Below are 26,905 nucleotides of genomic sequence, written 5' to 3' on the forward strand. Positions count from 1 at the left end.
GGCCATGAAATGCCGCGAGGGTCTCGTCGTTCCAACTCCGCACGCAGGAAGCGGTTACGCTCGCGAGGAGTGAGCAGCCTGGCTCACTCGCAACTGTGCTCGGCGGATCCACACAGGAGGATGCGGTGATCAGCAGTTCGAAATCTGGACGCGGCAGGGCGGCGGTCGCGATGGGGATGGTGGCGGTGATCGCGCTGGCGGCGGCCTGCTCGTCGAATTCCTCGGAATCATCGGAGCCGACCGGGGCCTCCGCTCCGACCGCCGATGATCTGGCGGTGCAGGCGTACGTGTACACCTATCCGCTGGTGGCGGTGGAGGTGACGCGGCGGCAGTCGACCAACTATCCGGCCCGGGATCCATTGATCGGTGCGGCCCCGATGAATCAGCTCGCGCCACTGCACTTCCTCCCGGATGCGACGTTCAAGAACGTCGTGCGGCCCAATGTCGACACCCTCTATACGTCGATGTTCTTCGATGTCGCACAGGAGCCGCTGATCGTCAGCGTTCCCGATATGGGCGACCGCTACCACCTGTTCCCGATCATGGACATGTGGACCGATATCGACGCCTCCCCGGGTTCGAGGACCCTCGGCGACGTGTCGGGTTACGAATTCGCACTGGTCGGTCCCGACTGGCGGGGCAGTCTGCCCGAGGGGGTGCGTGAATACCGGCTCGCCACCGATTCCGGCTGGATGATCGGCCGCATCCAGGTGGAGGGCCCCGACGACGTACCGAATGTGATCGCCATCCAGGACCGGATGACCGCGGTCCCGCTCAGTGCGTACGGCACGCCCTACACGCCCCCGGCGAATACCGACCTGCATCCGGACTGGCCCCGGGGTCGGGAGGTCGCCAAGTACATCCACGATCTGACCCCGCAGCAGTACTGGGAGCTGTACTACTCGAGCCTGTCGCACTCCCAGACCCGCCCCGGCGACGAAGCCCTGCTCGATCAGTTGGCCTCCATCGGCTGGTCCCCGAGGACGAAGCTCGATCCGAACACGCTCCCGGACGCCGAGCGCAACCGATGGGAGCAGGCGTGGCCGAAGGCGCTGGCGCAGATCGAGGTCGATCTCGGCAACGACGAGGTCAACGGCTGGCGGATCGCGCGCAGCGATATCGGCGACTACGGCACCAACTACGCCGCCCGCGCGGTCGTCGCCTATGCCGGTCTGGGCGCGAATCTGCCGCAGGACGCGATCTATCCGGCCACCCGCGTCGACGCGAGCAACACTCAGCTCAACTCCGAGCACTCCTACGTGCTGCACTTCGACGCCGACCAGCTTCCGCCCGTCCAAGGATTCTGGTCGCTCACCATGTACGACGAACAAGGATTCTTCGTCGACAATCCGGACAACCGCTACGCCGTGCGGGGCGAGCGGCTGACCAAGAATCCCGACGGGTCGGTCGACATCTATATTCAGCGCGAAAACCCCGGCGCGGACAAGGAATCCAACTGGCTACCCACCCCCGCCGGCGGAGACTTCAATATGCTGCTGCGGCTCTACTGGCCCGATCAGGCGATTATCGACGGTAGCTGGAACCCGCCCGCCGTCACCCGCGACTGACACACCGAACCGGCCGTCCGGCAGCGTAATTCAGCTGCCGGACGGCCATTCCGGTGGGCATACCGCCCCTCCGCCGCCCCATCGATGTCCGGACACTGCCACGACCGAGTTCACCTGTGGCACTGAGGAATCCGCACTCTTTATGCTGGAAGCCGGCCAAGGGGGCATCCCAGTGAAGCGGCTTCTCTTCCTCATCCTCGCAATTCTCCTGGTGGCGTCGATACTCGACTACACCACGGCATCCGGAAACTATCCCCTGGTGGTGGCGGCCGGATTCGTCGCCGCCCTGCTACTCGTCGACCGGGCGATCGGCTAGGGTGGACCTCCGCCGACATCGCTCACGGCCGCTGCGAAAGCTGTTGCCTCAGTAGTGGATCGGGCCGTCCAGGGTGGACAGCGGGCGAGCCGAGGCGCGGCCGGTCTCGGCGATGATCTGGGCGGCGATGGAGATGGCGGTTTCCTCCGGGGTACGAGCATTGAGGTCGAGACCGAGGGGGCTGCGCAGGCGGCGCAGGTGATCCGTGGTGAGGCCCGCCTCGATGAGGCGAGTGCGGCGGTCGGAGTGGGTCTGGCGGGAGCCGAGCGCACCGACGAAGGCCAGGGTGGGAATGGCGAGCGCCTCGGCGAGCAGGGGGACGTCGAATTTGGGGTCGTGGGTGAGGACGCAGACCACGGTGCGGGAGTCGAGGCGGCCCGCGTCGTGTTCGCGCCGCAGGTAGCGGTGCGGCCAGTCCACGACCACCTCCTGGGCGGCGGGGAAACGGCTTGGGGTGGTGAAGGTTTCCCGGGCGTCGACGACGGTGACGCGGTAGCCGAGCTGGGCGGCCGTGCGGCTGAGGGCGCGGACGAAATCGTTGGCTCCGGCCAGGATCATGCGGGCGGGCGGGCCGAAGCTCTGCACGAAGGCGCGCGATGGGAAGTCGGAACCCTCGCATGCGTCGGAGCCGATCGAACCGGTGCGCCCCGCCCGCGCCATGCCGAGGGCATCACGGGAGGGAGCCGGGCCGCCTCGGGACGAGGATGCTCGGGCCGGTCCGTCTCGGAGTGGGGCGTTGCGGGGCGGGGCGGCACCGGACAGGGCAGCTCGGGGCGGGGCATCGGCCGGGCCGGGGTGGATCAGCTGCCAGGACGGGGTGGCGTCGATGCTGGTCACCAGGGCGACCGGGTGACCAGCACAGATGTCGCGATGTAGCACCTCGAGCAGCGGCAGCTGTACGGCGTCGACCCGCTCGACGAAAATCTCCATCTCGCCGCCGCAGGTCAGGCCGACGGCGATACCGTCGGGGTCGGCCACGCCGAAGCGTTCGACCACCGCATCCGCGCCGCGCAGGACGGTGGCCGCCGAGTCCACCACGGCCGATTCGACGCAGCCGCCGGACAGGGAACCGAGAACCTCGCCCGCCGGGGTGACCAGCATGGCGGCACCCACCTCACGCGGTCCCGCGCCGGTGACGTCGATAATGCGGGCGAGCGCGACCGGTCCGCGCCGGACCTGGTCGAGCAGTTCTGGCAGCAGCTCGCGCACTCCCCCATCATCACAGTGGGATGGTCGGCATGCACGCCGCAGCGCTGATGTGGCGAATATTCAGCTACTGACGAATCGGCGCCAGATGCGGCGCTCTGAGCGGTGAAGATCCGGTTCCGCTAGGCCAACCCGCGCCGCTTGTCGGCCTGCGCCCGCATCTGCGCAGCCATCTTCTCCATCTCGGGTGTGATCTTGAAGTGCCCACCCCAGGCATTCAGATCGTCCGGGCCGTACTGCGGTGTCGGCAGGATCTGGCGGAGCAGCTGGTCCGGCAGCCCGCGCCGCTGCCACTCACGCGGGTAGCCCAGCGACACCTCCTCGTGGCGCACGCCCTCGTGGAAGGTGGTGCGCGGAATGTGCAGGTGGCCGTAGACCGAGCAGACCACGTTGTAACGGATGTGCCAGTCCTCGGTGAGTTCGGTGCCGCACCACAGCGCGAACTCCGGGTAGAACAGCATCTTGGTGGGGTCGCGCAGCAGCGGGAAATGGTTGATGAGCACCAGCGGGGTATCGGGGGCGAGCGCGTCCAGGCGGCGCTGGGTGTATTGCACGCGGGCGTGACACCAGGCGTCGCGGGTGGCGTACGGCTGCGGGGAGAGCAGGAACTCGTCCGTGGCGACCACATTGCGGTCCCGGGCGATGGACAGGCCCTGCGCCTTGGTGAGCGCACCGTCGGGCATCCATGAATAGTCGTAGAGGACGAACAGCGGTGCGAGGGTGACCGCGCCGCCGTACTCCTCCGCACCCGCGCCGGTCCAGACCGGGAACGGGTCCTCCGGGGTGATCACATCCAGGTCGCGGCACAGCGAGACCAGGTAGTCGTAGCGGGGAGCGCCGTGGATCTGTACGGGATCCTTTGCGGTGGTCCACAATTCGTGGTTGCCGGGAACCCAGATCACCTTGGCGAAGCGGCCGCGCAGGGTCTCCAGCGCCCAGCGGATGTCGTCGGTCTTCTCGCCCACGTCACCGGCCAGGATCAGCCAGTCCTCGGGCGAGTCCGGCCGGATCCGCTCCACCACCGGCTTGTTGCCCTGATGACCGACATGGATGTCGCTCACCGCCATCAGCTTCGGATTCACCCAGCTCCGCCTCTCTGCTCACGACCACGCGCCGCACGCACTCCCTGCGGCAACAGCGGCGGCTCCCACCAGATTCCCATGCGCGATCGCACGCCGATCACCCGCCCACGGCAGTGGTGATCATCTGTCCACGGCCGTGCTGAGCCGCCACCCACAGCCGTATGAGGTCAAGCCTCCCACCGAGTGCGGGCCGAGGACGCGAATCCGACCGCCACCGTGAGCATTCCATTGGGCTCGCGCCGGGTGGAAGCGATGGCGATATGGCAGGGACGCGGGATATCTGCGGGCAGACGGCCGCCGCCGTCGATCTGGTAGCGGGTGTTGGTGAGCTTCCAGGCGCGGGCGTCGGGATCGTCGGGGGCGACCGGCGGCGAATCGGTGCGGACCACGACCATGACCTCGGTGACGCCGAGTGGCCAGTCGAAGGTCAGCACATCGCCGCGTATCGCGAGATTCTCGACCACGGGGATGCCGCTGGGTGCGGGATCGGTCGATGGCGCAGCCCCCGGGTGGGGGCTCGAACCGGTCGACGCGTGCGCACCCCCGGAGGGATCAGCCGCGCCGGCACCGGTCGCGGCAGCGGCAGCGCCCGCCCCACCGGGAGCGACGGGTGAGGCGGCTCCGGTGCTCGTATCGGTCGCGGCGGCCGGGATCGCTGCGCCACCCGCGCCGGAGGTACCTGAGCCAGCGGCGGTCGACGCAGCAGCGGCAGCGCCCGCACCCTCGCTGGCGTTCGCACGGGCGGCGGCTCGGGCGGCACGGCGGTCCGGGCGGGTGATGTCGATGCGGCCGGGAGTCGGTGGGGTCGGCGCGGGGGTCGGCGGCGGGGTGCTCGGGGCGTCGGTGCGGCTCATGTCCGAGGTGCGGCCGGACAGGGTGGCGACCACCCCGTAGATCGGGAGCGGGCCGTCGGGGGCGCCGCCGTCCTCGAGTTCGGTGGCGCGGGTGCGGCCGACCACCCGCCAGGAGTCGTCGGGTTGCAGGCGACGCGGTATTCGACATCCGCGGTGGGTGAGGGTTCCCAGGTGAGGGTCACGGTGCCATTGGGTTGGCGGATGGCGGTGAGCGCACCGGGCGGGTCGATGGGGACGGCGGCGAGGGCGGCACGGGCACCGGTGTGGTCGGCGCAGAGGTCGAGGACGGCACGCATGGCGCGCATGCGGGTGTCGAGGGGCCCGGTGGGGGCGGCGGCGAGCAGGCGGTCCGCCTCGGCAATGGCGGCGCGGGCCTCCGCGAGGAGCTGCGAGAGATCCCGGCCGCCTTGCGGATCGGGGACGTCGGAGGCATGGCGCTCCAGATACTGCAGGTGGTCGAGGGCCTCGACATAACGCTTGCCCGCGCAGCCGACGGTGGCCGAACGCCAGCGAACGACCGCCTCGGCGAGCACCCGATCCACCTCCTCGGCGACCGGGCGCACCGAGGTCATACCGGTGCCGTCGGCGTCGACCGCACGACGCGCCCGCTCCACATGGTGGGCGGCCTTGCGCGGATGCCCGGCGCGCAGCGCGGCCCGCGCGGCCTTCAGGGGTTCCTCCCAGGCGCGTGGGTGCGGGCTCGCGGACGAGGTACCGCCGCCGTGCGCGTGGCCCGCAGGCGGGGTGCCGTATCCGCCCCCGGGACCGCGATGGTCGGAGCCGTGGCCCGAAGCGTCCCGCGCCGCACCGCCGCGCGAGAAACCGTGCGCCGAACCGCCCTGTCCCTCGGTGCGGTATCCGGATCCTTGCGCCGCACCGTCAGGCGCCTCGGTTGCGTGAGTGGACCCGTGCGCCGAACCTGCCGGTGCCGGTCCGCCCCGCGACCCGTCATGGCCCGCACCGCTCTGCCCGACACCGGGTGCCGACGTTCCCCGAGCCGCGCCGCGCGCACCCGCGTTCGGCCCGCCCGTGACGCCCTCCACGGTCGATCCCAGCTCGGTCGCGAGCCCGATGACCACCTGCTGCGCCGTCGAGTGGTCCAGTCCGCCCGCGATGGCCTCGTGCACCAGGAAGTCGTAATCCGCTTCCACCAGTTGGTCTTCCACCAGGATGGCGGCGCGGACCTGGGGGCGCAGTTGGTCGGCGACATCGGCGGCGATGGCGCGCAGATAGTCGTCGACGGTGTGGCCGCCGGGTTCGAGCAGATCCTGGACGTGTACCAGCAGTTCGTCCAGTACCACGCGGACGCGACCGGGAGGCAGTTCGCGGGTGCGGGCGCGCAGCGCTTCGGCGCGCAGCCGGATCTCGGCGGTCTCGTGGGCGCGGGCGTAGTCCAGGCCGAGCAGCACCAGCAGGGTCGGAACGGGGTCGCCGGGGAGCAGGCGCTCGTATTCGGTGAGCAGCTGGCGGATCTGCTGACGCCGCTGCGCGGTCACCTCGGTCGTGGGCGGCGCTGCGGCGGTGGGGGTTTCGTCGAGAATCCGGTGTCGGCGCAGCCGGGCGGCGATCTCGTCGGCGTCGAGTCCGCTGAGCTTGCCGATATCCTCGAGACCGGGGAGCTTCGCGGCGGGGATTCCGCCGTGCCGGTTCACCATTCGTTCGATGGCGGTGTCGAGCATCTCGTAGCGCTCGCCCTCGCGCCGCGCCCGCAGCTGCCGTACCCGATCGGCCTCCACCCGCCGCGACGCCGCCGAAAGCAAGGGGTACGACAGCTCTTCGTGGCCGTCCACCAGCAGCCCGGCCAGCACCCGATACTTCGGATGGTCACGCTGCTTCTGCCAGAAGCCCCACACCTCCTCGATCCGCGCTTCCACCTCGCTGTCGGTGAGTGTGGTCGCCTCGTCGAGCGGAATGTCGTAGAGCTCGAAGGCATCCGAATGCTCGAGGCCGCCGCGGCGCTCCACGGCGGCGAGCACGCGTTTGCGATAGTCGTTGGGGCTGAAGGGCTGCATCTGTTCTCGCCTAGGCGGGGCGGCGGCGGGTGCGCTGCAACTGGTCCAGTTCGCGCGCCACATCCGCCTGCGACAGGGTCGCGCCGGTCTGGACCGACAGGGTCAGCGGCATGCGCGCCTCCACGTGATAGGCGGTGACGTGCAAGACCCCGTCGAACCCCATCTCGAAGGTGACCTGCACTTCGCTGCCCGCCGAATAGCCGGGCGGAATATTGCGAATATGGCCCTCCACCAAGACTTTCGTATCCTCGGGCCGGACGGAGGCGGCCTGCCCCTGCTGTTCGACGATGGTGAGCTCGATCTGATCCTGATCGGCGCGCACGGTGCCGTAGGAGCGGCGCACCCGAATCGGCAGGGTCTGATTGCGGTGTACCAGCCAGCTGGCGGCCAGGCCGCTGTAGGGGTCCAGCGCCAGCACGCCGAATCCGCGCGACACCACGGTGTCCACCCGGATCTCGAGCATGCGGCGCACCAGGCCCACCGGCTGCCCGAAGGAATCGGCCACCCGCGCGATGGACTGCTCCAGATCGGCCGGGGACGCCTCGCGCAGTTCCGCTCCGTCGCGCAGCCGCCCGCGAGTCACCAGATCGGCGACCACCAGGCGTTCCATCTCCAGCTTCTCGCCGTACAGCGCCGCGCCGCGCGCCACCGACAGGTCCGGGTCGCGCAGTTCGCCCACCAGGCCCAGTTCACGCTGCAATTCCCGCGCCACCATGGGCATGCGGGAGGAGCCGCCGACCAGCAGCACCCGGTCCACGGCGTGCACACCGCGCTGCCCGGCCGCGGCCAGGCACGCCTTGGTGAGGTCGAGGGTGCGGCGCATGAGCGAGGCGGTCATGGCCTCCATCTCGGCGCGGGTGAGCGTGACGACCGCGCGGACCCCGTCGTGGGCGACCACCACCTCGGTGCTCTCGGCCTCGCTCAATTCGTGTTTGGCGCGTTCGGCGGCCAGCACCAGCATCTGCGATCCGGCCGAATCATCCAGGGGATCCTCGGCCTCCGGATGCTCCGCGCAGAACCGCTGCGACAGGTGCAGTGCGATGCGCTCGTCCCAGTCCGCGCCGCCCAGCTGATGGTCGCCCTCCACCGCGAGCACGGAAATGCGCCGGTCGGCCAGTTCGATGACGGTGGCGTCGAAGGTGCCGCCGCCGAGGTCGTAGACGAGGACGGTTTCGCGGGTGTCGCCCTTGCCGACATCGAGGCTGCCGTCGAGCCGCCCGAAACCGTAGGACAGTGCGGCCGCGATGGGTTCGGAGAGCACGCCCGCCACGTCGAATCCGGCGTAACTTCCGGCCTGCATGGTGGCGCGGCGTTCCTCGTCGCCGAAGTACGCGGGCACGGTGACGACCACCCGCTGCACCGGCTGCGCCCCCGCGAATTCCGCGTCGGCCGCGAGGCTCTTGAGGATCAGCGAGGACACCGCGGGCGCGGACCACGCCTGCCCGTGCGCCATGAACCGCCAGTCCGCATCGCCCATCCGGCGCTTCACCAGCGCGCACACATGCTCCGGATCCAGTCGGGCCTGCCGTCGCGCGCCCTCACCGACCACGTGGTCGTGGGCGGAGGCGAACAGGACCACCGAGGGGACCGTCGGTTCACCGTTCAACCCAACCAGAACCTCTGGGCGACCATCCGCGTCGATACGCGCGATAGCGGAATTCGTCGTGCCCAGGTCTATGCCGAAGACCCCCATGGCTGGCGATCGTAGCAGCCGAAATCCGACAGCGGCGATACAGTTTGCCGGTGACCGAATCCGCCGCAGCCGCTGGACGATCCGAGACCGACGCGACGACCGATACCGAACCCGGACCGGGCGTGTCCGCGCCGGTGACCGACCACCTGACCGAGCGGGTGCTCGAGCGCGTGGACGATCTCGCCCGGGTGATCGCCCGACAGGCGGGCACCATCGAGCGATTGGTCGACGAGGCCAAGGCCAGGGCGCAGCGGGAGCGCGCCGGGGCGGATCTGCCGCTGGTGGTGGAGCTGTTCGCGCTCTACGGCGACGCTCGGACGCTCGCGGACACGGCGGGATCCGAGACCGAGCGGGCCGCGTTCGAGACCTTCGCGGGGCGGGTGGAGCGGCTGCTCACCGGGCGCGGTGGGCGGCTGGTGGCGCCCGAACCCGGGGCGGTGTTCGACGCGCTGACCATGGAGGCCGCCGAGGTGACGGCCACCGACGATCCGGCGGCGGACCGCACCGTCGACGCGGTGGTGCAGCCGGGGCTGCTGGTGGCGGAGCGGTCGGTGCGTCCGGCACGGGTGGTGGTGCGGCGGCACCGCTCCGGAGCCACGACGCAAAACTAGAACAGGTTGCAATTTTGCGCCGAGGCGCCTAACCTCGGCTCATGGCGCACACTCGAAGCCAGACCTATCGGTCCATCGATGTGGGGCAGCCGATGACCCGCTACGCGCGCGGATGGCACTGCCTCGGACTGGCGGAGACCTTCCGCGACGGTCAACCCCACGCGATCCAGGCGTTCGGCGGGAAGCTCGTCGTCTGGGCGGACAGCAAGGGTGAGCTGCACGTGCTGGACGGCTACTGCCGCCATATGGGCGCGGACCTCTCCTACGGCAGCGTCAAGGGCGACGATATCGCCTGCCCGTTCCACGACTGGCGCTGGCGCGGCGACGGGCGCTGTGCCGCAATCCCTTACGCGCGCCGGGTACCGCCGCTGGCGCGCACGCGGTCGTGGACCACCTGCGAGGAGAACGGGCAGCTGTTCGTGTGGAACGACCCGGAGGGCAATCCGCCGCCGCCCGAGGTCGCCATACCCCACATCGAGGGCATCGAGTCCGACCTGTGGAGCGACTGGAGTTGGAACTCCATGCTCATCGAGGGCTCGCACTGCCGCGAAATCGTCGACAACAACGTGGATATGGCGCACTTCTTCTATATCCACTACGCGTATCCGGTGTACTTCAAGAACGTGTTCGAAGGGCATGTGGCGACGCAGTTTCTGCGCTCCAAGGGGCGGCCCGATATGGCCACCGGATCGAACTACTCGCAGATGGCGCTCTTGCGTTCGGAGGCTTCGTATTACGGGCCGGCGTACATGATCAACTATCTGCACAACGACTTCGAGGACTACACCGTCGAGGCGGTGCTGATCAACTGCCACTATCCGGTGAGTCAGGACTCCTTCGTCCTCCAGTACGGGGTGAGCGTGCAGCGGATTCCTGGGCTGCCGCCGGAGAAGGCCGACAAGCTGGCGAAGGCGTTCGCCAAGAGCTTCGGCGTCGGCTTCCTCCAGGACGTGGAGATCTGGAAACACAAGACCCGCATCGACAACCCGCTGCTCACCCAGGAGGACGGGCCGGTGTACCAGCACCGCCGCTGGTACGAACAGTTCTACGTGGATGTCGCCGATGTGACGCCGGAGATGACGCAGCGCTTCGAATTCGAGGTCGACACCACGCACGCCAACCGTGCCTGGCAGGCCGAGGTGGCCGCCAACCTGGAACAGCGGGATTAACCGGAGGCACACCGCACCCCACACAACAATGTCCATTTTGTCTATATCTGGAACGCATGTCACGATCTCGCCGCCTGCGCGAACAGCTAACGCGCAGGCGACGTGTCACAGATATGGGAGGACAGACATGCGGGGAACTCGGACCACACTTCGGCAGCTCAGGGTCGTGCCGCTCGCTGCCGCCATGATCATGGCGACGGTGGCCTGTGGCGACAGGCAGGTCGTGGCCGATGGATCGAATATCCCCGGCGGCGGACCGAGCACCGCGTCGTCCCGGAGCCCGAAAAGCCTGGACCCGTGTGAGGTGCTCGGCGAGCATTTGCAGGAGTTCGTGGAGTTCTTGGACTACGACCGGTTCCGAAAGGAACCCAACAGCCGCGGTGGTGAGCTGACCGGTGGCGTCAGGCCGTGCGCCGGGTCGGTCATCTGGGTCGACGACGGCAAGGGGGACGACTCGTATGCCCGCAAGATCGACGGCGACATCTCGTTCGGGCTCGCCACCGCCTCACAGGTCGACGAACGTTATGCCGACCGGGAATACCAAACCCCTACCGGACGCTACGACGAGCAGATCCAGTTGCGCCGGAATCTGATCAGGGACGACGACGAGGACGTGGAAGATCGTACGATCGAAGGCCCCTGGGACGAGGCGACGTTCATCAAAGCCTACGTGGCCGGTCGGATGATCACGGTCTTCGTGCTCGACAGGAAGCGCGATCTGATGATGATGTTCGACATCAACCTGGACAATGATCTCGCTCGGGAAGACAAGCGGAAAGACGGCGAGCTCGGCTGGACGGTTGAGCAGGCGCAGAATCACCTGATCGAAGTCACGGTACCGAACGCCTACCGGGACGTAGTGAAGCAACTCGACGGCCAGTAGGGCCGTTTCCCGCCCAGGTAGGCACCCCCGAGCTGACCGGCCGTCGGCTCGGGGATGTCTACCGGTGCGGAACCTCCGCGCCAGTTCGCGCCCACCGGCCCGACAGTGCCCGCCACGACACCGCGATCAGGCGCAGCACCATGAAAGCGACCAGGCCCCACCAGATTCCGGCGATCCCCCAATCGAAGGCCAGCGACAGCCAGATGACCGGCAGGAAGCCGAGCAGGGCCGAACCGAGGGTGGCATTGCGGAGGAAGGCGGCATCGCCCGCACCCAACAGCACGCCGTCCAGGGCGAAGACCACACCCGCCACCGGAATGATGGCGACGAAGAACCACCACACCACGTGGGTGCGGTCGAGCACGCCGGCATCATCGGTGAACAGCAGTGGAATCACGGTGTGCCCCAGTGCGAACACCACCGCCAGCAGCACCGCGAAGATGGTGGACCAGCCGGTGATCCGGCGCGCGAGGCCCTGCGCGCCCCGGGCATTGTTCGCGCCCAGCGCCGCGCCCACCAGCGTCTGTGCCGCGATGGCCAGGGAATCCAAGGTCAGCGCCAGGAAATTCCACAGTTGCAGCACCAGCTGGTGCGCGGCCACCGAGGCCGCGCCGAACCGGGCCGCCACCGCCGCCGCCGAGACGAAGCAGGCTTGGAAGGCCAGGCTGCGGGCGATGAGGTCGCGGCCCAGCACCAGCTGTGCCTTCATGATGTCGGGCCGCGGGGCCAGCGGCACCCGGGCGCGCAACAGCGCGCGCACGAACAGCCCGCCGGTCACGAGCTGCCCGAGCAGATTGGCGACGGCCGAACCCGTCAACTCCAGGCGCGGCGCACCCAGCAGCCCGTGCACCAGCACCGGACACAGCACGGCCGACAATGCCAGCCCCGCAACCACATACAGCAGCGGCCGCCGCGTCTGCTGCACCCCGCGCATCCATCCGTTCCCCGCCATGGAGAGCAGGATCAACGGCACCCCGAACAGGGCCACGCGCAGCCACGGCAGCGCCTCGTCCGCGATCTCCGACCCACCCGCGATGACGCGAGCCACCGGCCCCGCCAGCGCCTGCACGACCACGACGATCGCCAACCCCACCCCGACCGCGACCCAACTGGCCTGCACCCCCTCCCCCACGGCGCCGCGCTCATCCCCCGCACCATGCCGCCGCGCCGCCCGCGCCGTGGTGCCGTAACTCAGAAACGTCAACTGCGCCGACACCTGCGCCAGCACCAGACCGCCCACCGCCAGCCCGGCCAACGCCAACGCCCCCAACCGCCCCACGACGGCCATATCGAACAGCAGGTACAGCGGTTCCGCCGCCAGCACCCCGAGCGTCGGCACGGCGATTCCGAGAATCCGCCGCGGTCCCGCATCAACGGCATCCGCGCCCCGATCCGGGTACGCGGTCGTCACCGTATTCGCCTCACTCCGCGCCACGGTCTCCGACTCCTCGGCCACTTCGCCATCACCCTCGCGCATTCGATCACGATCGCACACGCCGCCGACACACTCCGAGCACGGCCGCGGCAAGCCCGCAGGCCCGGCTCGAAGCCACCCTGGCGAGATGTGCCGTGTGGCCATTCACCGACCGAAACGGTATCCCGTGTACCGATCCGGAACTGGCGAACCGTGCCGCTAGAAGAGGAAGACCAGGAACCCGAAGAAAGTCACTCCCACGCATAGGAGGACCGCCAGCAGAACAGCGATGAACACCGAACAGAGGAAGAATACTCGGGCGGGCTGAGCCATCCGCTGCGTCGAAGGTCGAACCTCAACCCTTCTCCCGACGGCAACCTCCACCCCGAAGGCTCCCCCGTTGTTGACCGCGATCCTCTCGATGATCGCAGCGACTCCGCTTTCATGCCCGGCCTTTTCACTCTCACGCACGCGGCCAGACTGCCACAGAACAGCACCTCCGGTGAGAGATGACAAGGCGCGGTTCTGATGCCGTCTCACCGGCACCCGGAAAAGAGCACGTGGACGGGCCGACGAACGGCTACGGCGCGCGCTTGCCCATCCCCTCGAAGGGGTTCCACCCCTGGATCCCACGCGTGCGCTGCAGGTAATAGGCGTAGTTCGCGGTCGACATGTACAGCGCGGCCATACCGAAACCGACACCTCGGGCAACCAGGTCGGGCACCGTTGTCTCCATGATCGCTTCCAGTGCGATGATCGCGACAACGACCCCGACCCAGATTCCGAGCAGCGAGAGGTTCTTCCTCCAGAGACCGAGAACGAAGAAATAGATCGGCCCGAAGAAGAAGGCGATGAAGTTCGACCCCACGAGCATCTGCTTGCGGAACGGCAGACCGCGTACCGCCTGGCGGTATTCCGGCGCCCCGGGTCCCACAGCTTCGTCACCGGGCACCGGCAGTATGAACTACAGGTCAGCCCTGCCCGGCCGGACGACGATCGCCGCGCGCCGATACCAGAAATTAGCGTTGTTTCCTTCGTTGCCCATGTACCCCTCCAACTCCGACGCGAAGGGCTCCAGCGCCGATGTTGTCGCGCCCGTGCACAACTCCTCGTCCTGGACCCGTGCCGCGTCAGGCTTACCGGCAGCTCCCGACCGATCGATCAGCCACGTCAACCTGAGGTCGGAGAAACGCAGTTCACCGAGCTCGTCCGAGTTCGGCTGCAAGGGCAGGTCGGAACGAACCGGAATACGCGCGGGATCGTCGGGCACCGGGTCGATCATTTCCCCCTCGTCATCGAAATCCACCTCGGAACTTTCGACGCATTTCCACCCGTCGGCAACGCGTTCCCAGCGCTGCCGATAGATCAACATCGAGGTGGTGTAATCCTCTTCCTCATAACATTCCTCGACCTCCGCCAGCGCCAGCGCCGTGTCGTATCCCGCGATCTCGGCCGCCGCGAGCAACATTCCGGTTCGGCCCACGTCGCTGCCCTTGAGTCGGTCCCACCCGAAACCGTTCTGAGAGTACTGATGGTCCATCAGATAGACGAGTTGACGGGGTGGCCGTGGCGTCGACCGACGGAAGGAACTCGCCGCCGATTCGATCGGTGTGGTGAAATGCGCGCGCAGTTGCTCGGCCAGCAGCGCGACCGACGGATGCCGAGCGAAATCGGTGCTTTCGGGTCCGGTACGTCCCTTCGCCATCAGGTTGTAGGTCAACGTGATTCGGTATCCGGCGGCTACCGGTAGCACCTCGTGCTCACAGTCGCTGTAGAACGCGACGACGGACAGTCGCTCCGGCGAACCTCGGTCGACGACCCGCGCCCCCTGCTGATCGATCACGAGTTCCCCTCCGGTGAACGCCGAAGGCAGTGTCACCACCAATGTGCCGATCATGCCCTCGGTCTTCTCCGAATCCTGGTGACGCTGAAAGAACTGCCCCGGTTCATAAACCAGCATCGAATGCAGTTCCGCAGCCAACTCGCAGTCCGGGACCAGGCCCAGCTCGGCCCGCAGGGTGGCCAGCAGGGGCAGCAACGTCTTGTGCCACCGCCCTTCGTCGATCGCCACCCGCTCCCGCGGAACCTCCCATGTGTCACGCACATTCGCGTCCAGCAGGGTCTGCTCGCGCAGGCCGTACCGCGCCGGACGCGCGACCTCGCACAGTCGCCGCGCCTGGTTCGGCGTCACCGGCAACTCGAGCCGCCCCACCCCCTCCACCTCGATCACGAGGTTCTCCGCCGACCCGGTGTGCTGCGCGGCGAATGAACCCGCCGACGGCACCGAACCCATGAGCTCGCCGATCGCTCGTAAAGTGTTGTCCGTCATCCCATCTCCTTTGTCCGACAACGTTCGCGAGCATCCTCTCGAAGCGCACCGACAATCCGTGCGGGAGCCCGCGCCGGGAGGCACGGGCGGACCGGCATGCCGAAAGTCGCTGCCGCCGAACAGCGATGGCACGGTGAGCTGCTCGACGCCGTCGTCCCGACACCAGGCACGCTCAACTACGGGCAGAAGCCTGCCCAGTGGGGCGAAGGGACAGTCTCGGCGCCGACAGTGTGAGTGAGGTTGCCCGAGTGTCGGGAACGAGTGCGAGCGCCCGGGGCAGCACAGGGTATTACGGCGGGCCCGCAAGGTGCTCCGAAATGGTGGGTGTTCGCACATCGCCGCGGTGCGACTGCTAGTTGCGGAGGCGGGTGAGTTCGGCGCGGTAGCGTTTCAGGCTTTCGGCCAGGATGTGTTCGGGGTGGTGGAGGTGGTTGACCTGGGGAGTGCGGTGCGGGTCGATCTCGACTGGTGGCCGCCATTGGGTGCGTCCGGCCAACGCGGATCCGGCCGGGACTGTCTCGGTGGCCCACCCGTGTGGATTGTCGGGGTCGAGGAAGCCCAGCAGCCGGTCTCCGACGTGGGTTACCTGTTCGGGGGCCAGCATGCGGGTGGCGTCGGCGAGCTGCTGTTCGGCCACGGCGCGGGTGGCGGTGTCGATGGCGTCGGGCAGCCGGTTCATCACCCGCATGACCGCGCGGGTGTGGGTGGCCGAGATCGCGCCCTCGGCGAGCAATCCCTCGGGCTCGGTGTCGGTGTCGGTGTCGGTGTCGGTGTCCCTGAACTGCAAATATTCAGATCCCGAATGCCGGAATTCCCTCCCCCACAGGGCGAGAATGCGCACTAGGCCCCATTCACCTTGCTTGGCGGCAGTGTCGGCAACGGTGGTACCGGTCGACGCTCGTACCTGGCCTCCGGCCATACGGTGATGACGTCCAATCGTTCGGTCAGCGATGCGGGCACCTGCCCGCCCTCGAAATGCTCGACACCGGGCGCTATGACGGCCCGCGCGCCCACCCGCCCGGCTTGGGCCTTCAGCCGGGCCAGCGGTGGTCGGCCGAACTTCGGGTCGTAGACGATCATGTCGGCGAAGTCGTAGCCGAGCCGGGTGGCCAGCTCGCGGATCAGGGCTTCGTCCTGGAACCGCGCCGCCCCCGACACGTCGGTGCGCAGATACCCGATTGCCGTAGGCCGGTACCGCATCTCGTCTCCCCGCTGGGTGTCGTCGGCGGGGCCGTAGACCTCCGGATACACCCCCGGATGCCCATCGGCGGGGTCATCGTCGTAGGCGTTGATCTCGAGCACGCCGCCAGGGAACTCGCCGAGCCACGTCCGCCTCGCCATTGCGCTCCCCTTGTCCGATTAGTGATCGACGGACTCGAGGCTAGGAACCGTCGACGACGCAGGTCCAGCTTCATGCTCGAAAATGCTCATATCTTCTATCCAGCTACGAAGCCGAGACTTCCGAGGGATCATCGAACAGATACGAGCATGAATCGCTCAACGGATTGGGGGTTCACCCATGCGGTTACAGTTTCTCGGCAAAGGCGGCACCGAAGGTGGCGGATGTCCCTCGCTGTACGCCACGGATGAGGGCACCTACGTTGTCCAAGGGTGGCGGACCGACACACCGGGCACCGTCGAGATCCCGCATCTACTGCTCGGCTTCGCACTGCCGGACACGTTCCTCGGGGCGACCATGACCGATACCGGTCGCGGGACCTTCGTGCTGTCCGGCGCATCTGTCACCGACCGAGACGTGCTGGGCCAGCTGAACATCTACCCCGACGAGACCTGTGTCGAGGTCGCCAAGCTAGGAAGGACTTTCTACGGAAATGCTGCTGGCACAAGGTGAAGCGTTCTACGACCTGTTCCGGCGGACCGAGCGGGAAGCCTTCCACCTGGAGGTGCGGGACGACTACTACCCTGCGGACTATCCACCACTCGTCCGGTTCCTCACCGGCGAACCCGACGACTATGGATGGTTCCAGCCGTGGTTGAGCCACGTGCGGGAGACCACCGGTCGAGGGGTGGCCATTAATCGCGCACGGGTGGTCACGGTGCCACACAACGACTACACCCGGTACGCGAAACACGTTGCCCGTCTCAATGTCGAGGCAGGCGAGGACGTTCGCTACCTGTCTCGGCATCTGATCGCTCCCGCCGAGCTGACCATTGACGATTGGTGGATGTTCGATGACTCGGTCGTGGCGTTCACGGTATTCGAGCCCGGCACGAACGGACGTTGGGTCGGTGGGGCCGTGACCACCGATCCTCGGATCGTCTCCTACATCCGAGGTGTCAAAGAACGGGTCTGGTCGCTGACTGTTCCCCTGTCGGAGTATGTCGAGGCGTGACCGATTCGCTCGAACAGGAAAAGGAAGCTCTCGGGGTTCGGCTCCGGGAGCTTCGCCAGGAAGCGGGTGTCACCGGCACCGAACTCGCCCGCCGAGCCGGCTGGCATCAGACCAAGGTCTCGAAGATCGAGTACGGCAAGACCAAGCCCACCGACGACGACATCCGAACGTGGTGCGTTCTTACCGGGGCGGAAGGGCAGATACCTGACCTGATAGCCACCCTGCGGAACATCGATGCCGCATGGCTCGAATGGAGACGCGTCCTCGGCACCGGCACCAGACGCAGACAACAGGCTTCGATCAAGCTGGAAGCCGAGACCGAGATCATTCGGGTCTACCACCCATTCCTTGTTCCGGGGCTGCTGCAAACAGCGGAGTACGCCGAAGCGGTACTGCGGAGCGTCGTCGAATTCCAACAGGTACCCGACGATATCGACGAAGGCGTCGCCAAACGAATGGAACGCCAGCAGATCCTGTACCGCCGGAAACACAGATTCAATTTCGTCATCGCGGAGCAGGCGCTACGGACGACCGTGGGCACCGATCAGACGATGATCGGCCAGCTCGACCGATTGTCGGCTGTGCTCGGTATGCCCAGGGTCGTACTCGGCATCGTGCCTGCCACTTCGCCCTATCGGGTGTCGATGACGAACTTCGCCATGTTCGACAACGTCCGGGTCATGGTCGAAACCGTGTCCGCCGAACTGACCATCACCCAGCCCCGTGAGATAGCCCAGTACGGCCGGGCCTTCGACGTGCTGGCGGGCCAGTCGGTAACAGGTGACGCCGCCCGCGCCCTCATACGGCAGGCACTCGCGGCCCGCACCGGACGCGACTGAGACCCCGCCTCAAGCGAGCAACCCCAGTAACCGCAGGTCGCTCGCGTACTTCTCGATCAGCTCCCGCGTGAGGTGCGGGATATCCCCGTCCGGGCCGAGTTTCGCCTGCTGCACGGCGGCGCGGAAGTGCTTGGCGGGGAGGGCGGCTCCGCGCAGGGGCGGGGTGGGGCGACGGTAGGCGTGCAGCAGGGGTAGCAGCGAGTGTTGGCGTTGGGGTTCGGGGAGGGCGCGTAGGGCGGTATCGAAGCGGGCGAACCACTCGGCGTAGTCGTCGATGCGGTCGATGGGGTGGCCCGCCTCGATGAGCCAGTCGACGAAGGTGTCCAGGGAGATCCCGTCGTCGTGCGGGTTGAGCACGTCGTAGGTCTCGTAGCCGCTGGTCACCCGGCTGCCCAGGGTGGTGACGGCCGCGGCGGTGAAATCGGCTGGGAGACCGTCGTAGTGGGCGCGGTGGCGCTCGCCGTGGGCATCGTGGAAGGAGCCGGGGGCCAGGCCGGTCGCCAGCACGCTCAGCAGCAGGCGGGTGAACATGTCGGGCACGTTGAGTTGTCCGGCGTAGCGGCTGTGGGCCAGGATCATGTCGGAGCGGAAGACCGCCACCGGGAGACCGAAGCGGTCGTGCGCATTGCGCAACAGCACCTCACCGGCCCATTTGCTGTTGCCGTAACCATTGGCGTAGCCGTCGTCGAGCCGGCGTACGGGGCTGATCTCGCGGATATCGCCGTCCTCGGTGAAGGTCTCCGGGTCGATACCGGCGGACACCGCCACGGTGGACAGGTAGGTGACCGGCTTCAGCCGGGAGGTGAGCGCGAGACGGATCACCTCGGCGGTACCGACCACATTGGGGCCGAACAACTGGGCGTAGGGCAGCACGTGGTTGACCAGGGCGGCCGGATGCACGATCAGGTCCACTGTCTCGGCCAGATCGCGCCACTCCTGTTCGCTCAGACCGAGATTCGGTTCTCCGATATCGCCGGGCAGGACACGCAGCCGCCGCTCGGCGAGTTCGCGGTAGTGGGCTTCCAGCTCCGGATCACCAGTGGCGAAGACCGCGTCGAGACGGCGCCGAGCGCTGTCGGCGTCGCTGCCGCGGATCAGGCAGATCAGAGTACCGCCCGAGGCGTCCAGGCGCTGTAGCCATTCCAGGGCGAGGAAGCGGCCGAGGTAGCCGTTGGCGCCGGTCAGCAGAACTGTGCGCGGCGGCTCCAGCGCGCTCGGCAGATGCGCGGCCGCGTCCAGGGTCGCCGGATCGAGGAATGCCTCCAGGGCGAGATCGTCGGCCCGCAGCAGGCCGTCGTCGCCGTGCACCGTGGCGGCGGTCGGACGACTGCCGGAATCGCGTTCGCTTACCAGGTATTCGGCGATCCGGGCCAGATCGGTGGCGGGGCCGACGATGAAGCCGACCGGCACCTCCACCCCGAAGATGTCGCGCAGCAGAGTCGAGAAGGACAGTGCGGACAGGGAATCGCCGCCCAGGTCGGCGAAGTGGGCGTCGGGCGACACCTCCCCGGCGGCGAGGTCGAGCACGGCTCCGGCGGCGCGGGTCACGGTGTCCAGGATCGGGCGGTCGTGTGCCCCGCGCCGCAGGGCCGTCAGTTCGTCCTCACGCTGCTCGGCCAGCTCGGCGTACAGCTGTTCCAGGCGTTCGCCGTAATGCTCTTTCAGCTTGGGCCGCAGCAGCTTTCCGATGCCCGACAGCAAACCGTTGTCGATGGTGAACGGCTCGGATTCGATGATGACGTCGCGCGGGATCTCGTACGGCCGCAAACCGGATTCCTTGGCGATGCGCTGTAGCGATTCGCTCACCTCGGCGCGCGCCCGCGCGGGCGGCAGCGCCAGCACCGCGTCCGTCGGCACCACCACGGCCAGCAGGTACGCGCGTTCGCTCGAGCCGTACACGAAGATCTGCCGGATCAGCGGACTCGTCGCGTACACGGCCTCCAGGGCGGCCACGGTGACGAACTCGCCCTGCGACAGCTTCAGCACATTGTTGCGGCGGTCCACGTACACCAGCTGATCCGGGCCGAGTTCGGCCACCACGTCACCGGTGCGGTAGAAGCCGTCCGCGTCGAACATCTCGGCGGTGATCTCCGGGCGCTTGTAGTAGCCCGGAAACATGCTTTCGGTCTTCAGCAGCAATTCCCCACGGGGGTGCGGCTTGTCGGTGCGGAAGTAGCCCAGTTCGGGGACGTCGACGAGCCGGTAGTCGAGTACGGGAGGCCGCTTGATGCGGTTGTCCAGCAGCACGCTGCCACCCGCCTCGGTGGAGCCGTAGCCATCGTGCAGCTCATCGTCCAGCAACGATTCCATGAAGGTCTTCATCTCGGCGGCCAGCGGCGCACTCCCCGACAGCGCCGTGAGGTAGCGCCCGCCCAGCACTCGTTCCCGCAGTTCCGCTTTCACGTCGGTGGCAGCGGTCTCGGCATCGTCGCCCGCGAGCACCCGCCGGTCCAACTCGCTCTGATAGCGCTGATGGAGCAGCTCGCACACGCGCGGCACCAGAAACAGTTCGGTGGGCCGCGCCAGACCGAAATCGTCCAGGAGGGTGGACATATCGCTGGCGGCGGCGAAATAGGCCGTGCCGCCGCGCATCAGCGTGCCGTAGAGGGACATCCGGCCCGCGACATGGCTGAGCGGCATGTAGTTCATGGTGAGGGCAGGTACTCGAATGTCGTTCGCCGACAACCACAAACCTGCTGCGAGCCGGTCGGTGTACATGGCGCCTTTGGGCGCGCCGGTGCTGCCGGAGGTGTAGATGAGCAGGGCGAGCCGGTCACGGTCGGACGGAATGCACAGGGGTGCGGGGAGACTCGCCCCGCGGTCGACGGCATCGGCCACGGTGGCGACCCGGCAGCCCACCTCGGCCAGCCGCTCGCGCGCCGAGTCGACGGCCGACCGGTGCGCCTCGAGCTCGGGCCGGTAGTCGAAGACGAGTACCCGGCGCGGCGCGAATCCGCCGAGGACGGCTTCGACCGCGGCCGGGAGCGTTTCGGCACTGGTCGCCAGCATCCGCGGCTCGGTCTCGGCCATGATCGACCGCCACTGAGCCACCGAGGCGCTGGCCTGGAGCGGCACCGCCACCGCGGCCAGCCGGACCAGTGCCAGATCCACCACCGTGTAGTCTGGGCTGGTGAAGCCCAGCGTGCATACGAAATCACCTGCGCGGACCGGAGATTCGGCATCAGCGCCCCATTCGGCCGCGACCGCGCCGGCTCGTCGCCACAGTTCGCGATAGGTCATGGTCGAGTATTCGGGCAGCAGCCGCACCGCCCCGTCGACGAGCTCCGACCGCCGCCACGCCAGGGCCGCCCGGTCCCCGTACCCCGACATCACCGCGTCGACGATCCTCGCGAGTCGCACCTCCACCCGGCGCACCGCCTCGCTCACGGCGGCATCCGCCACCGCCGCGCGCACCTGATCATCGGCCAGTGCGTCCGCGATTCGCCGTTCACGCCGTTCGACGCGTGCATCATCGAGCATGACCAACCTCCTGCACAATTGCCGGATTCAGTACGTCCGCACGGGGCGGACGGGACATGTCACAATTAACTTAGCTTTAGTAACTATCTCAGCGTCCGCCTTACGACCGCCGCTGTCAAGAACCATCGGGTAACAACGTGGCCGCGCGGCGCGCTCCCCGACAGTGGACACCGGATGCGATGGTCGGCCGCTCGCCCCCGATCACGGCGATATTCCCCACCCGGCGGATCCAGGGGGCGCCACCGCGGCACGACACGCAGTGACGATCCTCACTGTCGGCGAACCGGCTCATCGCCACCGGGCAGGCGCGACGGCATGGATCGTCGTGTGGATCAGCCGAGTTCGGCGAGCAGGGTGGCCACGAGTTGGTCCGGGGTGCCGGAGGTGGTGTAGCCCGCCGCATAGCGGTGACCACCGCCGCCGAGGGTGGTGGCGATGCGGGCGACATCGACGCCCGGGGTGCCGTCGGGGCGGGCATGCGAGCGCAGCGAGACCGTCCAGAGGTCGGGGGTGGTGCGGGATTCCTTGAAGACGGCGGCGATGTCGGCCTCGGCGGTGGTACGGACGATATCGACCACGCTCTCCACCTCCTCCGAGCGGACGCCCGCGGTGTCGTCGCGCCGGACGAAGGCGTAGACCAGGCCCGCGCCACCGGCGGCCGCGGGCTCCAGGCGGGCGGAACCGAGGACCTTGGAGAGCATGGGCAGCCAGGCGAAGGGATGGGTGTCCATCAGGGTGCGGGTGATGGCGGCGCCGTCGATACCGGTGGCCAGCAGACGTTCGGCGAGGGTATGCGAGCCGGGGCGCGGCCATTTGAAGGAACCGGTATCGGTGACCAGTCCCGCGAAGAGACAGTGCGCGATGGGGCGATCGATGGATTCGCCCCAGGCATCCAGCACACGAACCACCAAACCCGCTGTGGATTCCGCGGATTCGTCGATGACATTGACGGTGCCGAAGCGGGTGTTGGAGCGGTGGTGATCGAGCACCAGGCTCACCCGGGCACCGGCGAGGCGATCGCGCAACGTTCCGAGGCGACCCACGCTGCCGCAGTCCACGGCCACCAGCACGTCGACCTCGGCGGGCACCCGATCCGGCGGCACCAGGAGTTCGATACCAGGCAGTGAGCGCATGGAGACCGGCACCTCCGCCGGTTCCGCGAAGGACACTCGCACCGGCACCCCGCGCCGGTGCAATACCTGCGCCAGCGCCAGCCCGCTGCCGATGGTGTCGGCATCGGGTTGGACGTGGCAGAGCACCGTGACCGATCGCGCGGTGTCCAGCACGTCGACGGCGGCGGAAAGATCGACCGGACTGCTCGGTTCTTCGGCGCCGATCCCGGCCACCACGGGTGCGACACCCGAATCGTTCATCACAGGGGAGGGATCGGCGCTCGTGGCGGTGCTGTTATCGGCGTCCACGGCCTCACTCACGACGGCTCCATTCCCGCCCGATAGCGGACCGGTCGGTAATACTCACTACCGGGGTAGTACCCACCGGCCCGCGCCGTCACCCGTCTCAGTCCTCGGCGTCGTCGTCGCGGTCGGACTTGTACGGATCCGCGTCACCCGCGTGCTTGGCTCCCGCCGCCACCTGCGCCACCTGGGCGTCGGCGGCCCGGGCGCGGGCGAGCAGCTCCTCCATCTCCCGCGCCGCGTTCGGCACGGTGTCGAGAGCGAACGACAGGATGGGGGTGAACTTCACCCCGGTGCCCGCACCCACCTTGGAACGCAGAATGCCCTTGGCCTTCTCCAGTCCGGCCGCCGCTTCCGCGTAATCCGGTTCGGTGTCCAGGGTTTCCCCCATCACCGTGTAGTAGACGGTGGCCTCGCGTAGATCTCCGGTCACCTTGGTATCGGTGACGGTCACGAAACGCAGCCGCGGATCCTTGATCTCGTATTCGATGGCAGTAGCCACGATCGTGGAGATCCGCTTCGCGAGTCGGCGTGCCCTGGCCTGATCAACCATGGGACGTCCCTCCTAACTCGTCTTTCAGTCTTCGGGTCCGAAGACGCGGCGGCGTACCGACAGCAACTCTAACTCCGGTCGGTACGCGACGTGCCGTTCACACTTGTCCAACACTTCGGTCAGATGATTCATGCCGTAGCTGGCTATCGCCACGCCGAGCAGCGAACGCCGGTACAGATCGTGTTCCCCGCCCTCGGTGACACTCACGCCGAACCGTTTCAGATCGGCGATGATCGGGCGGATGACGGAGCGCTTCTCTTTCAGCGAACGCACGTCACCGAGCAAGATATCGAATTCCAGCGCTCCGAAAAACAGCTTTTCAGTCATATGAACGCGCCCCGGGAAATGCGCGTGAGTTACCCGGTCGGGGATAGTAGAACCCGTCGCTCATCGCGGCGGGAGCACCGTCCCGCCGGACCCGATGGGCCCGGCGGGACGCTGGTGTCACTCGCCTAGTCGCGCGGCTTCTCCCGCAGCTCGTAGGCCTCGATGATGTCGCCTTCCTTGATGTCGTTGAAGGTGACGGTCATACCGCATTCGAAGCCCTCGCGGACCTCCATGGCGTCGTCCTTCTCGCGTCGCAGCGAGGCGATGGTCATGGTCTCGGCGACCACGACATTGTCGCGGAGCAGGCGCGCCTTGGCATTGCGCTTGACCGAACCCGACAGCACCATGCAACCGGCGATATTGCCGAACTTGGAGGAGCGGAAGATCTGGCGGATCTCCGCCCGACCCAGCTCGACCTCTTCGTAGATCGGCTTGAGCATGCCCTTGAGGGCCTTCTCGATCTCGTCGATGGCCTGGTAGATGACCGAGTAGTACCGGACGTCCACACCTTCGCGGTTGGCCAGCGCGGTCGCCTTGCCGTCGGCGCGCACGTTGAACGCGATGATGATCGCGTCCGAGGCCGAGGCCAGGTTGACGTTGGTCTCGGTGACACCACCGACACCGCGGTCGATGACCCGCAGCCGCACCTCGTCGCCGACGTCGATACCGAGCAGCGCCTCCTCGAGGGCCTCGACGGTACCGGAGTTGTCGCCCTTGAGGATCAGGTTCAGCTCCGAGGTCTCCTTCAGAGCGGCATCCAGATCTTCCAGGGAGATGCGCTTGCGGCTGCGCGCGGCCAGGGCGTTGCGCTTGCGCGCATTGCGCCGGTCCGCGATCTGGCGCGCGATGCGGTCCTCCTCGACGACCAGCAGGTTGTCACCCGCGCCGGGCACCGACGTGAAGCCGATGACCTGGACCGGACGCGACGGCAGCGCCTCGCTGACATCCTCGCCGTGCTCGTCCACCATGCGGCGCACACGGCCGTACGCGTCACCGGCGACGATGGAGTCGCCGACGCGCAGCGTGCCGCGCTGCACCAGCACCGTGGCGACCGGACCGCGACCGCGGTCGAGGTGCGCCTCGATGGCCACGCCCTGGGCGTCCATATCCGGGTTCGCCCGCAGGTCGAGCGCCGCGTCGGCGGTCAGCACGACCGCCTCCAGCAGCGATTCGATATTGATGTTCTCGCGGGCGGAGATATCGACGAACATGGTCTCGCCGCCGTACTCCTCGGCCACCAGACCGTATTCGGTCAGCTGCTGGCGAATCTTCTGCGGATTCGCGCCTTCCTTGTCGATCTTGTTGACCGCCACCACGATCGGCACGTCCGCGGCCTGCGCGTGGTTGATGGCCTCCACCGTCTGCGGCATGACGCCGTCGTCGGCGGCGACCACCAGGATCGCGATATCGGTCGCCTTCGCACCGCGGGCACGCATGGCGGTGAACGCCTCGTGACCCGGGGTGTCGATGAAGGTGATGAGCCGATCGTCGCCGTTGACGTGCGAGAGCACCTGGTAGGCGCCGATGTGCTGGGTGATGCCGCCGGCCTCGCCCTCGCGGACGTTGGTCTTGCGGATGGTGTCCAGCAGTCGGGTCTTACCGTGGTCGACGTGACCCATGACGGTCACCACCGGCGGACGGACCTGCAGGTCCTCCTCGCCGCCCTCGTCCTCGCCGTAGGTGAGGTCGAAGCTCTCCAGCAGCTCGCGGTCCTCGTCCTCGGGCGAGACCACGTGCACCACGTAGTTCATCTCCGCGCCCAGCAGCTCGAGGGTCTCCTCGCTCACCGACTGGGTGGCGGTGACCATCTCACCGAGGTTGAACAGCGCCTGCACCAGCGAGGCCGGGTTGGCGTTGATCTTCTCCGCGAAGTCCGAGAGGGACGCGCCGCGGGCGAGGCGGATGACCTCACCGTTGCCGCGCGGCAGCCGCACGCCGCCGACGGCGGGCGCCTGCATCGACTCGTACTCGGCGCGCTTCGCCCGCTTCGACTTGCGACCACGACGCGGAGCGCCACCGGGACGACCGAAGGCACCGGCCGCGCCACCGCGACCACCGGCACCCGGACGGCCACCGCCGCCACCACCGGGACGACCGCGGAAACCACCCGCGGCACCACCGCCGGCACCGGCACCCGGGGCACCCGTGCCACCGCCACCGCCACCGCGGTACGGACCACCGGCACCGGCCGGACGACCGCCGCCACCCGGGCCACCGCCCGGACGGCCGGGACGACCCGCGCCGCCACCGGGGCCGGGACGCTGGGCGCGCTGGGGCATGGCACCCGGGTTGGGCCGCGGCGGCATCGAGCCGGGGCTCGGCCGTGGGCCACCCGGACGGGGACCGCCCTGCGCGGCGGCCGGACGCGGACCACCCTGCCCCGGAGCCGGACGCTGACCGCCCTGCGGACCCGGCCGGGACCGCCCTGCCCCGGAGCCGGACGCTGACCGCCCTGCGGGCCGGGGCGCGGACCGCCCTGCCCCGGACGCGGACCACCCTGGCCGGGGGCCGGACGCGCCGGACGCTCGGGCGCGGACGAGTAGGGGTTGTTGCCGACGCGCGGGGTCTTCGGACCCGGCTTCGGACCACCCGGACGCGGGCCGCCCGGGCTCGGGGCACCCGGACTGCTGACCCGGACGCGGGCCGCCCGGGGTCGGACGCGGACCGGCCGGAGCCGACGGGGTCGCGCCGGACGCGGCGGCCGGGGTCTCACGCGGTTCGGGCTTGGCGGCGGGACCGGGCTTGGCGGCCGGTCCCGGCTTCACGCTGGGCGCCTCGGTGCGCGCGGCCGGGGCGGTCT

General features: G+C 68.2%; 23 protein-coding genes and 1 pseudogene. 8 read left to right on the forward strand and 16 right to left on the reverse strand.

The window, feature by feature from the left end; all coding sequences use genetic code 11:
* Positions 1-125: 125 nt before the first annotated feature.
* Positions 126-1,568, forward strand: coding sequence for a DUF1254 domain-containing protein (locus tag ON31_RS20555; RefSeq protein ID WP_147287096.1), 1,443 nt, complete (start codon positions 126-128; stop codon positions 1,566-1,568).
* Between the two features lie 172 nt (positions 1,569-1,740).
* Positions 1,741-1,884, forward strand: coding sequence for a hypothetical protein (locus tag ON31_RS36820; protein ID WP_157533737.1), 144 nt, complete (start codon positions 1,741-1,743; stop codon positions 1,882-1,884).
* A gap of 48 nt (positions 1,885-1,932) precedes the next feature.
* Here ON31_RS36820 and ON31_RS20560 read toward each other — a convergent pair whose 3' ends face one another.
* The 5 genes from ON31_RS20560 to ON31_RS20580 form a co-directional block, all read right to left on the reverse strand.
* A complete protein-coding gene (locus ON31_RS20560; protein ID WP_039815962.1) occupies positions 1,933-3,093 on the reverse strand; it encodes an XdhC family protein in 1,161 nt (386 codons plus the stop codon).
* Positions 3,094-3,212: 119 nt separating this feature from the next.
* Positions 3,213-4,157, reverse strand: a complete 945-nt coding sequence (locus ON31_RS20565; protein ID WP_029928051.1) for a metallophosphoesterase family protein — start codon at positions 4,155-4,157, stop codon at positions 3,213-3,215.
* 182 nt (positions 4,158-4,339) lie between these two features.
* A complete protein-coding gene (locus ON31_RS20570) occupies positions 4,340-5,131 on the reverse strand; it encodes a SaeA-related protein (protein ID WP_039815964.1) in 792 nt (263 codons plus the stop codon).
* Positions 5,023-7,038: a hypothetical protein gene (locus tag ON31_RS34775; RefSeq protein WP_051037535.1), complete on the reverse strand. Its 2,016-nt coding sequence runs from the start codon at positions 7,036-7,038 to the stop codon at positions 5,023-5,025. The genes ON31_RS20570 and ON31_RS34775 overlap by 109 nt, the downstream gene beginning before the upstream one ends.
* A gap of 10 nt (positions 7,039-7,048) precedes the next feature.
* Positions 7,049-8,731, reverse strand: coding sequence for an Hsp70 family protein (locus ON31_RS20580; RefSeq protein WP_029928047.1), 1,683 nt, complete (start codon positions 8,729-8,731; stop codon positions 7,049-7,051).
* 50 nt (positions 8,732-8,781) lie between these two features.
* On the opposite strand from ON31_RS20580, the gene grpE reads away from it, so the two are divergent.
* The 3 genes from grpE (at position 8,782) to ON31_RS20595 (ending at position 11,394) form a co-directional block, all read left to right on the forward strand.
* Entirely contained in the window at positions 8,782-9,342 is a 561-nt protein-coding gene (gene grpE / locus ON31_RS20585; protein WP_255222185.1) for a nucleotide exchange factor GrpE, read from the forward strand.
* A 41-nt stretch (positions 9,343-9,383) separates the two neighbouring features.
* Complete coding sequence (locus tag ON31_RS20590; RefSeq protein WP_039815966.1) at positions 9,384-10,511, forward strand: 3-ketosteroid-9-alpha-monooxygenase, oxygenase component; 1,128 nt, start codon at positions 9,384-9,386, stop codon at positions 10,509-10,511.
* Positions 10,512-10,695: 184 nt separating this feature from the next.
* On the forward strand, positions 10,696-11,394 hold the full coding sequence (locus ON31_RS20595) for a hypothetical protein (protein WP_039815968.1): 699 nt from the start codon (positions 10,696-10,698) through the stop codon (positions 11,392-11,394).
* A gap of 58 nt (positions 11,395-11,452) precedes the next feature.
* Here the strand turns inward: ON31_RS20595 and ON31_RS20600 are convergent, their stop codons facing one another.
* From ON31_RS20600 to ON31_RS37440, 6 genes are all read right to left on the reverse strand, one after another.
* Positions 11,453-12,871 (reverse strand): MATE family efflux transporter, encoded by a 1,419-nt coding sequence (locus tag ON31_RS20600; protein ID WP_081592607.1) that lies wholly within the window; start codon positions 12,869-12,871, stop codon positions 11,453-11,455.
* A gap of 156 nt (positions 12,872-13,027) precedes the next feature.
* Positions 13,028-13,279, reverse strand: coding sequence for a hypothetical protein (locus ON31_RS36825; protein WP_115061549.1), 252 nt, complete (start codon positions 13,277-13,279; stop codon positions 13,028-13,030).
* Positions 13,280-13,388: 109 nt separating this feature from the next.
* Positions 13,389-13,760, reverse strand: coding sequence for a DUF2628 domain-containing protein (locus ON31_RS20605; RefSeq protein ID WP_051037536.1), 372 nt, complete (start codon positions 13,758-13,760; stop codon positions 13,389-13,391).
* 12 nt (positions 13,761-13,772) lie between these two features.
* Entirely contained in the window at positions 13,773-15,269 is a 1,497-nt protein-coding gene (locus tag ON31_RS20610; protein WP_169335028.1) for a 2OG-Fe(II) oxygenase, read from the reverse strand.
* Positions 15,270-15,489: 220 nt separating this feature from the next.
* Positions 15,490-15,924: a DUF222 domain-containing protein gene (locus ON31_RS20615; RefSeq protein ID WP_039815970.1), complete on the reverse strand. Its 435-nt coding sequence runs from the start codon at positions 15,922-15,924 to the stop codon at positions 15,490-15,492.
* Between the two features lie 53 nt (positions 15,925-15,977).
* Positions 15,978-16,478 carry a hypothetical protein gene (locus tag ON31_RS37440; RefSeq protein ID WP_174385111.1) on the reverse strand — a complete coding sequence of 167 codons (501 nt, stop codon included), beginning with the start codon at positions 16,476-16,478 and terminating at the stop codon, positions 15,978-15,980.
* A gap of 178 nt (positions 16,479-16,656) precedes the next feature.
* Between ON31_RS37440 and ON31_RS20625 the strand changes: the two genes are divergently transcribed.
* From ON31_RS20625 to ON31_RS20635, 3 genes are read left to right on the forward strand one after another with little or no spacing between them, the layout of a single operon-like run.
* The gene (locus ON31_RS20625; protein ID WP_039815971.1) at positions 16,657-16,989 is read left to right on the forward strand and encodes a hypothetical protein; all 333 of its coding nucleotides are present in this window, start codon (positions 16,657-16,659) and stop codon (positions 16,987-16,989) included.
* Complete coding sequence (locus ON31_RS20630; RefSeq protein ID WP_039815972.1) at positions 16,970-17,491, forward strand: DUF6879 family protein; 522 nt, start codon at positions 16,970-16,972, stop codon at positions 17,489-17,491. Before ON31_RS20625 ends, ON31_RS20630 begins: the two co-directional genes overlap by 20 nt.
* Positions 17,488-18,330 (forward strand): helix-turn-helix domain-containing protein, encoded by an 843-nt coding sequence (locus ON31_RS20635; RefSeq protein WP_039815973.1) that lies wholly within the window; start codon positions 17,488-17,490, stop codon positions 18,328-18,330. The genes ON31_RS20630 and ON31_RS20635 overlap by 4 nt, the downstream gene beginning before the upstream one ends.
* Positions 18,331-18,339: 9 nt before the next feature.
* On the opposite strand, the gene car is transcribed toward ON31_RS20635, so the two are convergent.
* The 5 genes and pseudogenes from car to infB form a co-directional block, all read right to left on the reverse strand.
* Positions 18,340-21,810 (reverse strand): carboxylic acid reductase, encoded by a 3,471-nt coding sequence (gene car, locus ON31_RS20640; protein WP_039815974.1) that lies wholly within the window; start codon positions 21,808-21,810, stop codon positions 18,340-18,342.
* A 332-nt stretch (positions 21,811-22,142) separates the two neighbouring features.
* On the reverse strand, positions 22,143-23,183 hold the full coding sequence (locus tag ON31_RS20645; protein ID WP_051037542.1) for a DHH family phosphoesterase: 1,041 nt from the start codon (positions 23,181-23,183) through the stop codon (positions 22,143-22,145).
* A gap of 145 nt (positions 23,184-23,328) precedes the next feature.
* A complete protein-coding gene (rbfA, locus tag ON31_RS20650; RefSeq protein WP_039815975.1) occupies positions 23,329-23,778 on the reverse strand; it encodes a 30S ribosome-binding factor RbfA in 450 nt (149 codons plus the stop codon).
* 24 nt (positions 23,779-23,802) lie between these two features.
* Complete coding sequence (locus ON31_RS20655) at positions 23,803-24,093, reverse strand: DUF503 domain-containing protein (protein ID WP_029928021.1); 291 nt, start codon at positions 24,091-24,093, stop codon at positions 23,803-23,805.
* Positions 24,094-24,230: 137 nt separating this feature from the next.
* A pseudogene (gene infB / locus ON31_RS20660) lies at positions 24,231-26,905 on the reverse strand (translation initiation factor IF-2); the annotation flags it as partial.

The organism is Nocardia otitidiscaviarum NBRC 14405 (assembly GCF_000308635.1).
GTDB lineage: Bacteria > Actinomycetota > Actinomycetes > Mycobacteriales > Mycobacteriaceae > Nocardia > Nocardia otitidiscaviarum.

What these genes read in the sequence shown, in the direction of transcription:
- ON31_RS20565 (WP_029928051.1), bottom strand. Translation starts at nt 4,157, where the DNA reads ATGGCGGTGAGCGACATCCATGTCGGTCATCAGGGCAACAAGCCGGTG.
- ON31_RS34775 (WP_051037535.1), bottom strand. Translation starts at nt 7,038, where the DNA reads ATGCAGCCCTTCAGCCCCAACGACTATCGCAAACGCGTGCTCGCCGCC.
- ON31_RS20580 (WP_029928047.1), bottom strand. Translation starts at nt 8,731, where the DNA reads ATGGGGGTCTTCGGCATAGACCTGGGCACGACGAATTCCGCTATCGCG.
- ON31_RS20590 (WP_039815966.1), top strand. Translation starts at nt 9,384, where the DNA reads ATGGCGCACACTCGAAGCCAGACCTATCGGTCCATCGATGTGGGGCAG.
- ON31_RS20595 (WP_039815968.1), top strand. Translation starts at nt 10,696, where the DNA reads ATGATCATGGCGACGGTGGCCTGTGGCGACAGGCAGGTCGTGGCCGAT.
- ON31_RS20600 (WP_081592607.1), bottom strand. Translation starts at nt 12,871, where the DNA reads ATGCGCGAGGGTGATGGCGAAGTGGCCGAGGAGTCGGAGACCGTGGCG.
- ON31_RS37440 (WP_174385111.1), bottom strand. Translation starts at nt 16,478, where the DNA reads ATGGCGAGGCGGACGTGGCTCGGCGAGTTCCCTGGCGGCGTGCTCGAG.
- ON31_RS20625 (WP_039815971.1), top strand. Translation starts at nt 16,657, where the DNA reads ATGCGGTTACAGTTTCTCGGCAAAGGCGGCACCGAAGGTGGCGGATGT.
- ON31_RS20630 (WP_039815972.1), top strand. Translation starts at nt 16,970, where the DNA reads ATGCTGCTGGCACAAGGTGAAGCGTTCTACGACCTGTTCCGGCGGACC.
- car (WP_039815974.1), bottom strand. Translation starts at nt 21,810, where the DNA reads ATGCTCGATGATGCACGCGTCGAACGGCGTGAACGGCGAATCGCGGAC.
- ON31_RS20645 (WP_051037542.1), bottom strand. Translation starts at nt 23,183, where the DNA reads ATGAACGATTCGGGTGTCGCACCCGTGGTGGCCGGGATCGGCGCCGAA.
- rbfA (WP_039815975.1), bottom strand. Translation starts at nt 23,778, where the DNA reads ATGGTTGATCAGGCCAGGGCACGCCGACTCGCGAAGCGGATCTCCACG.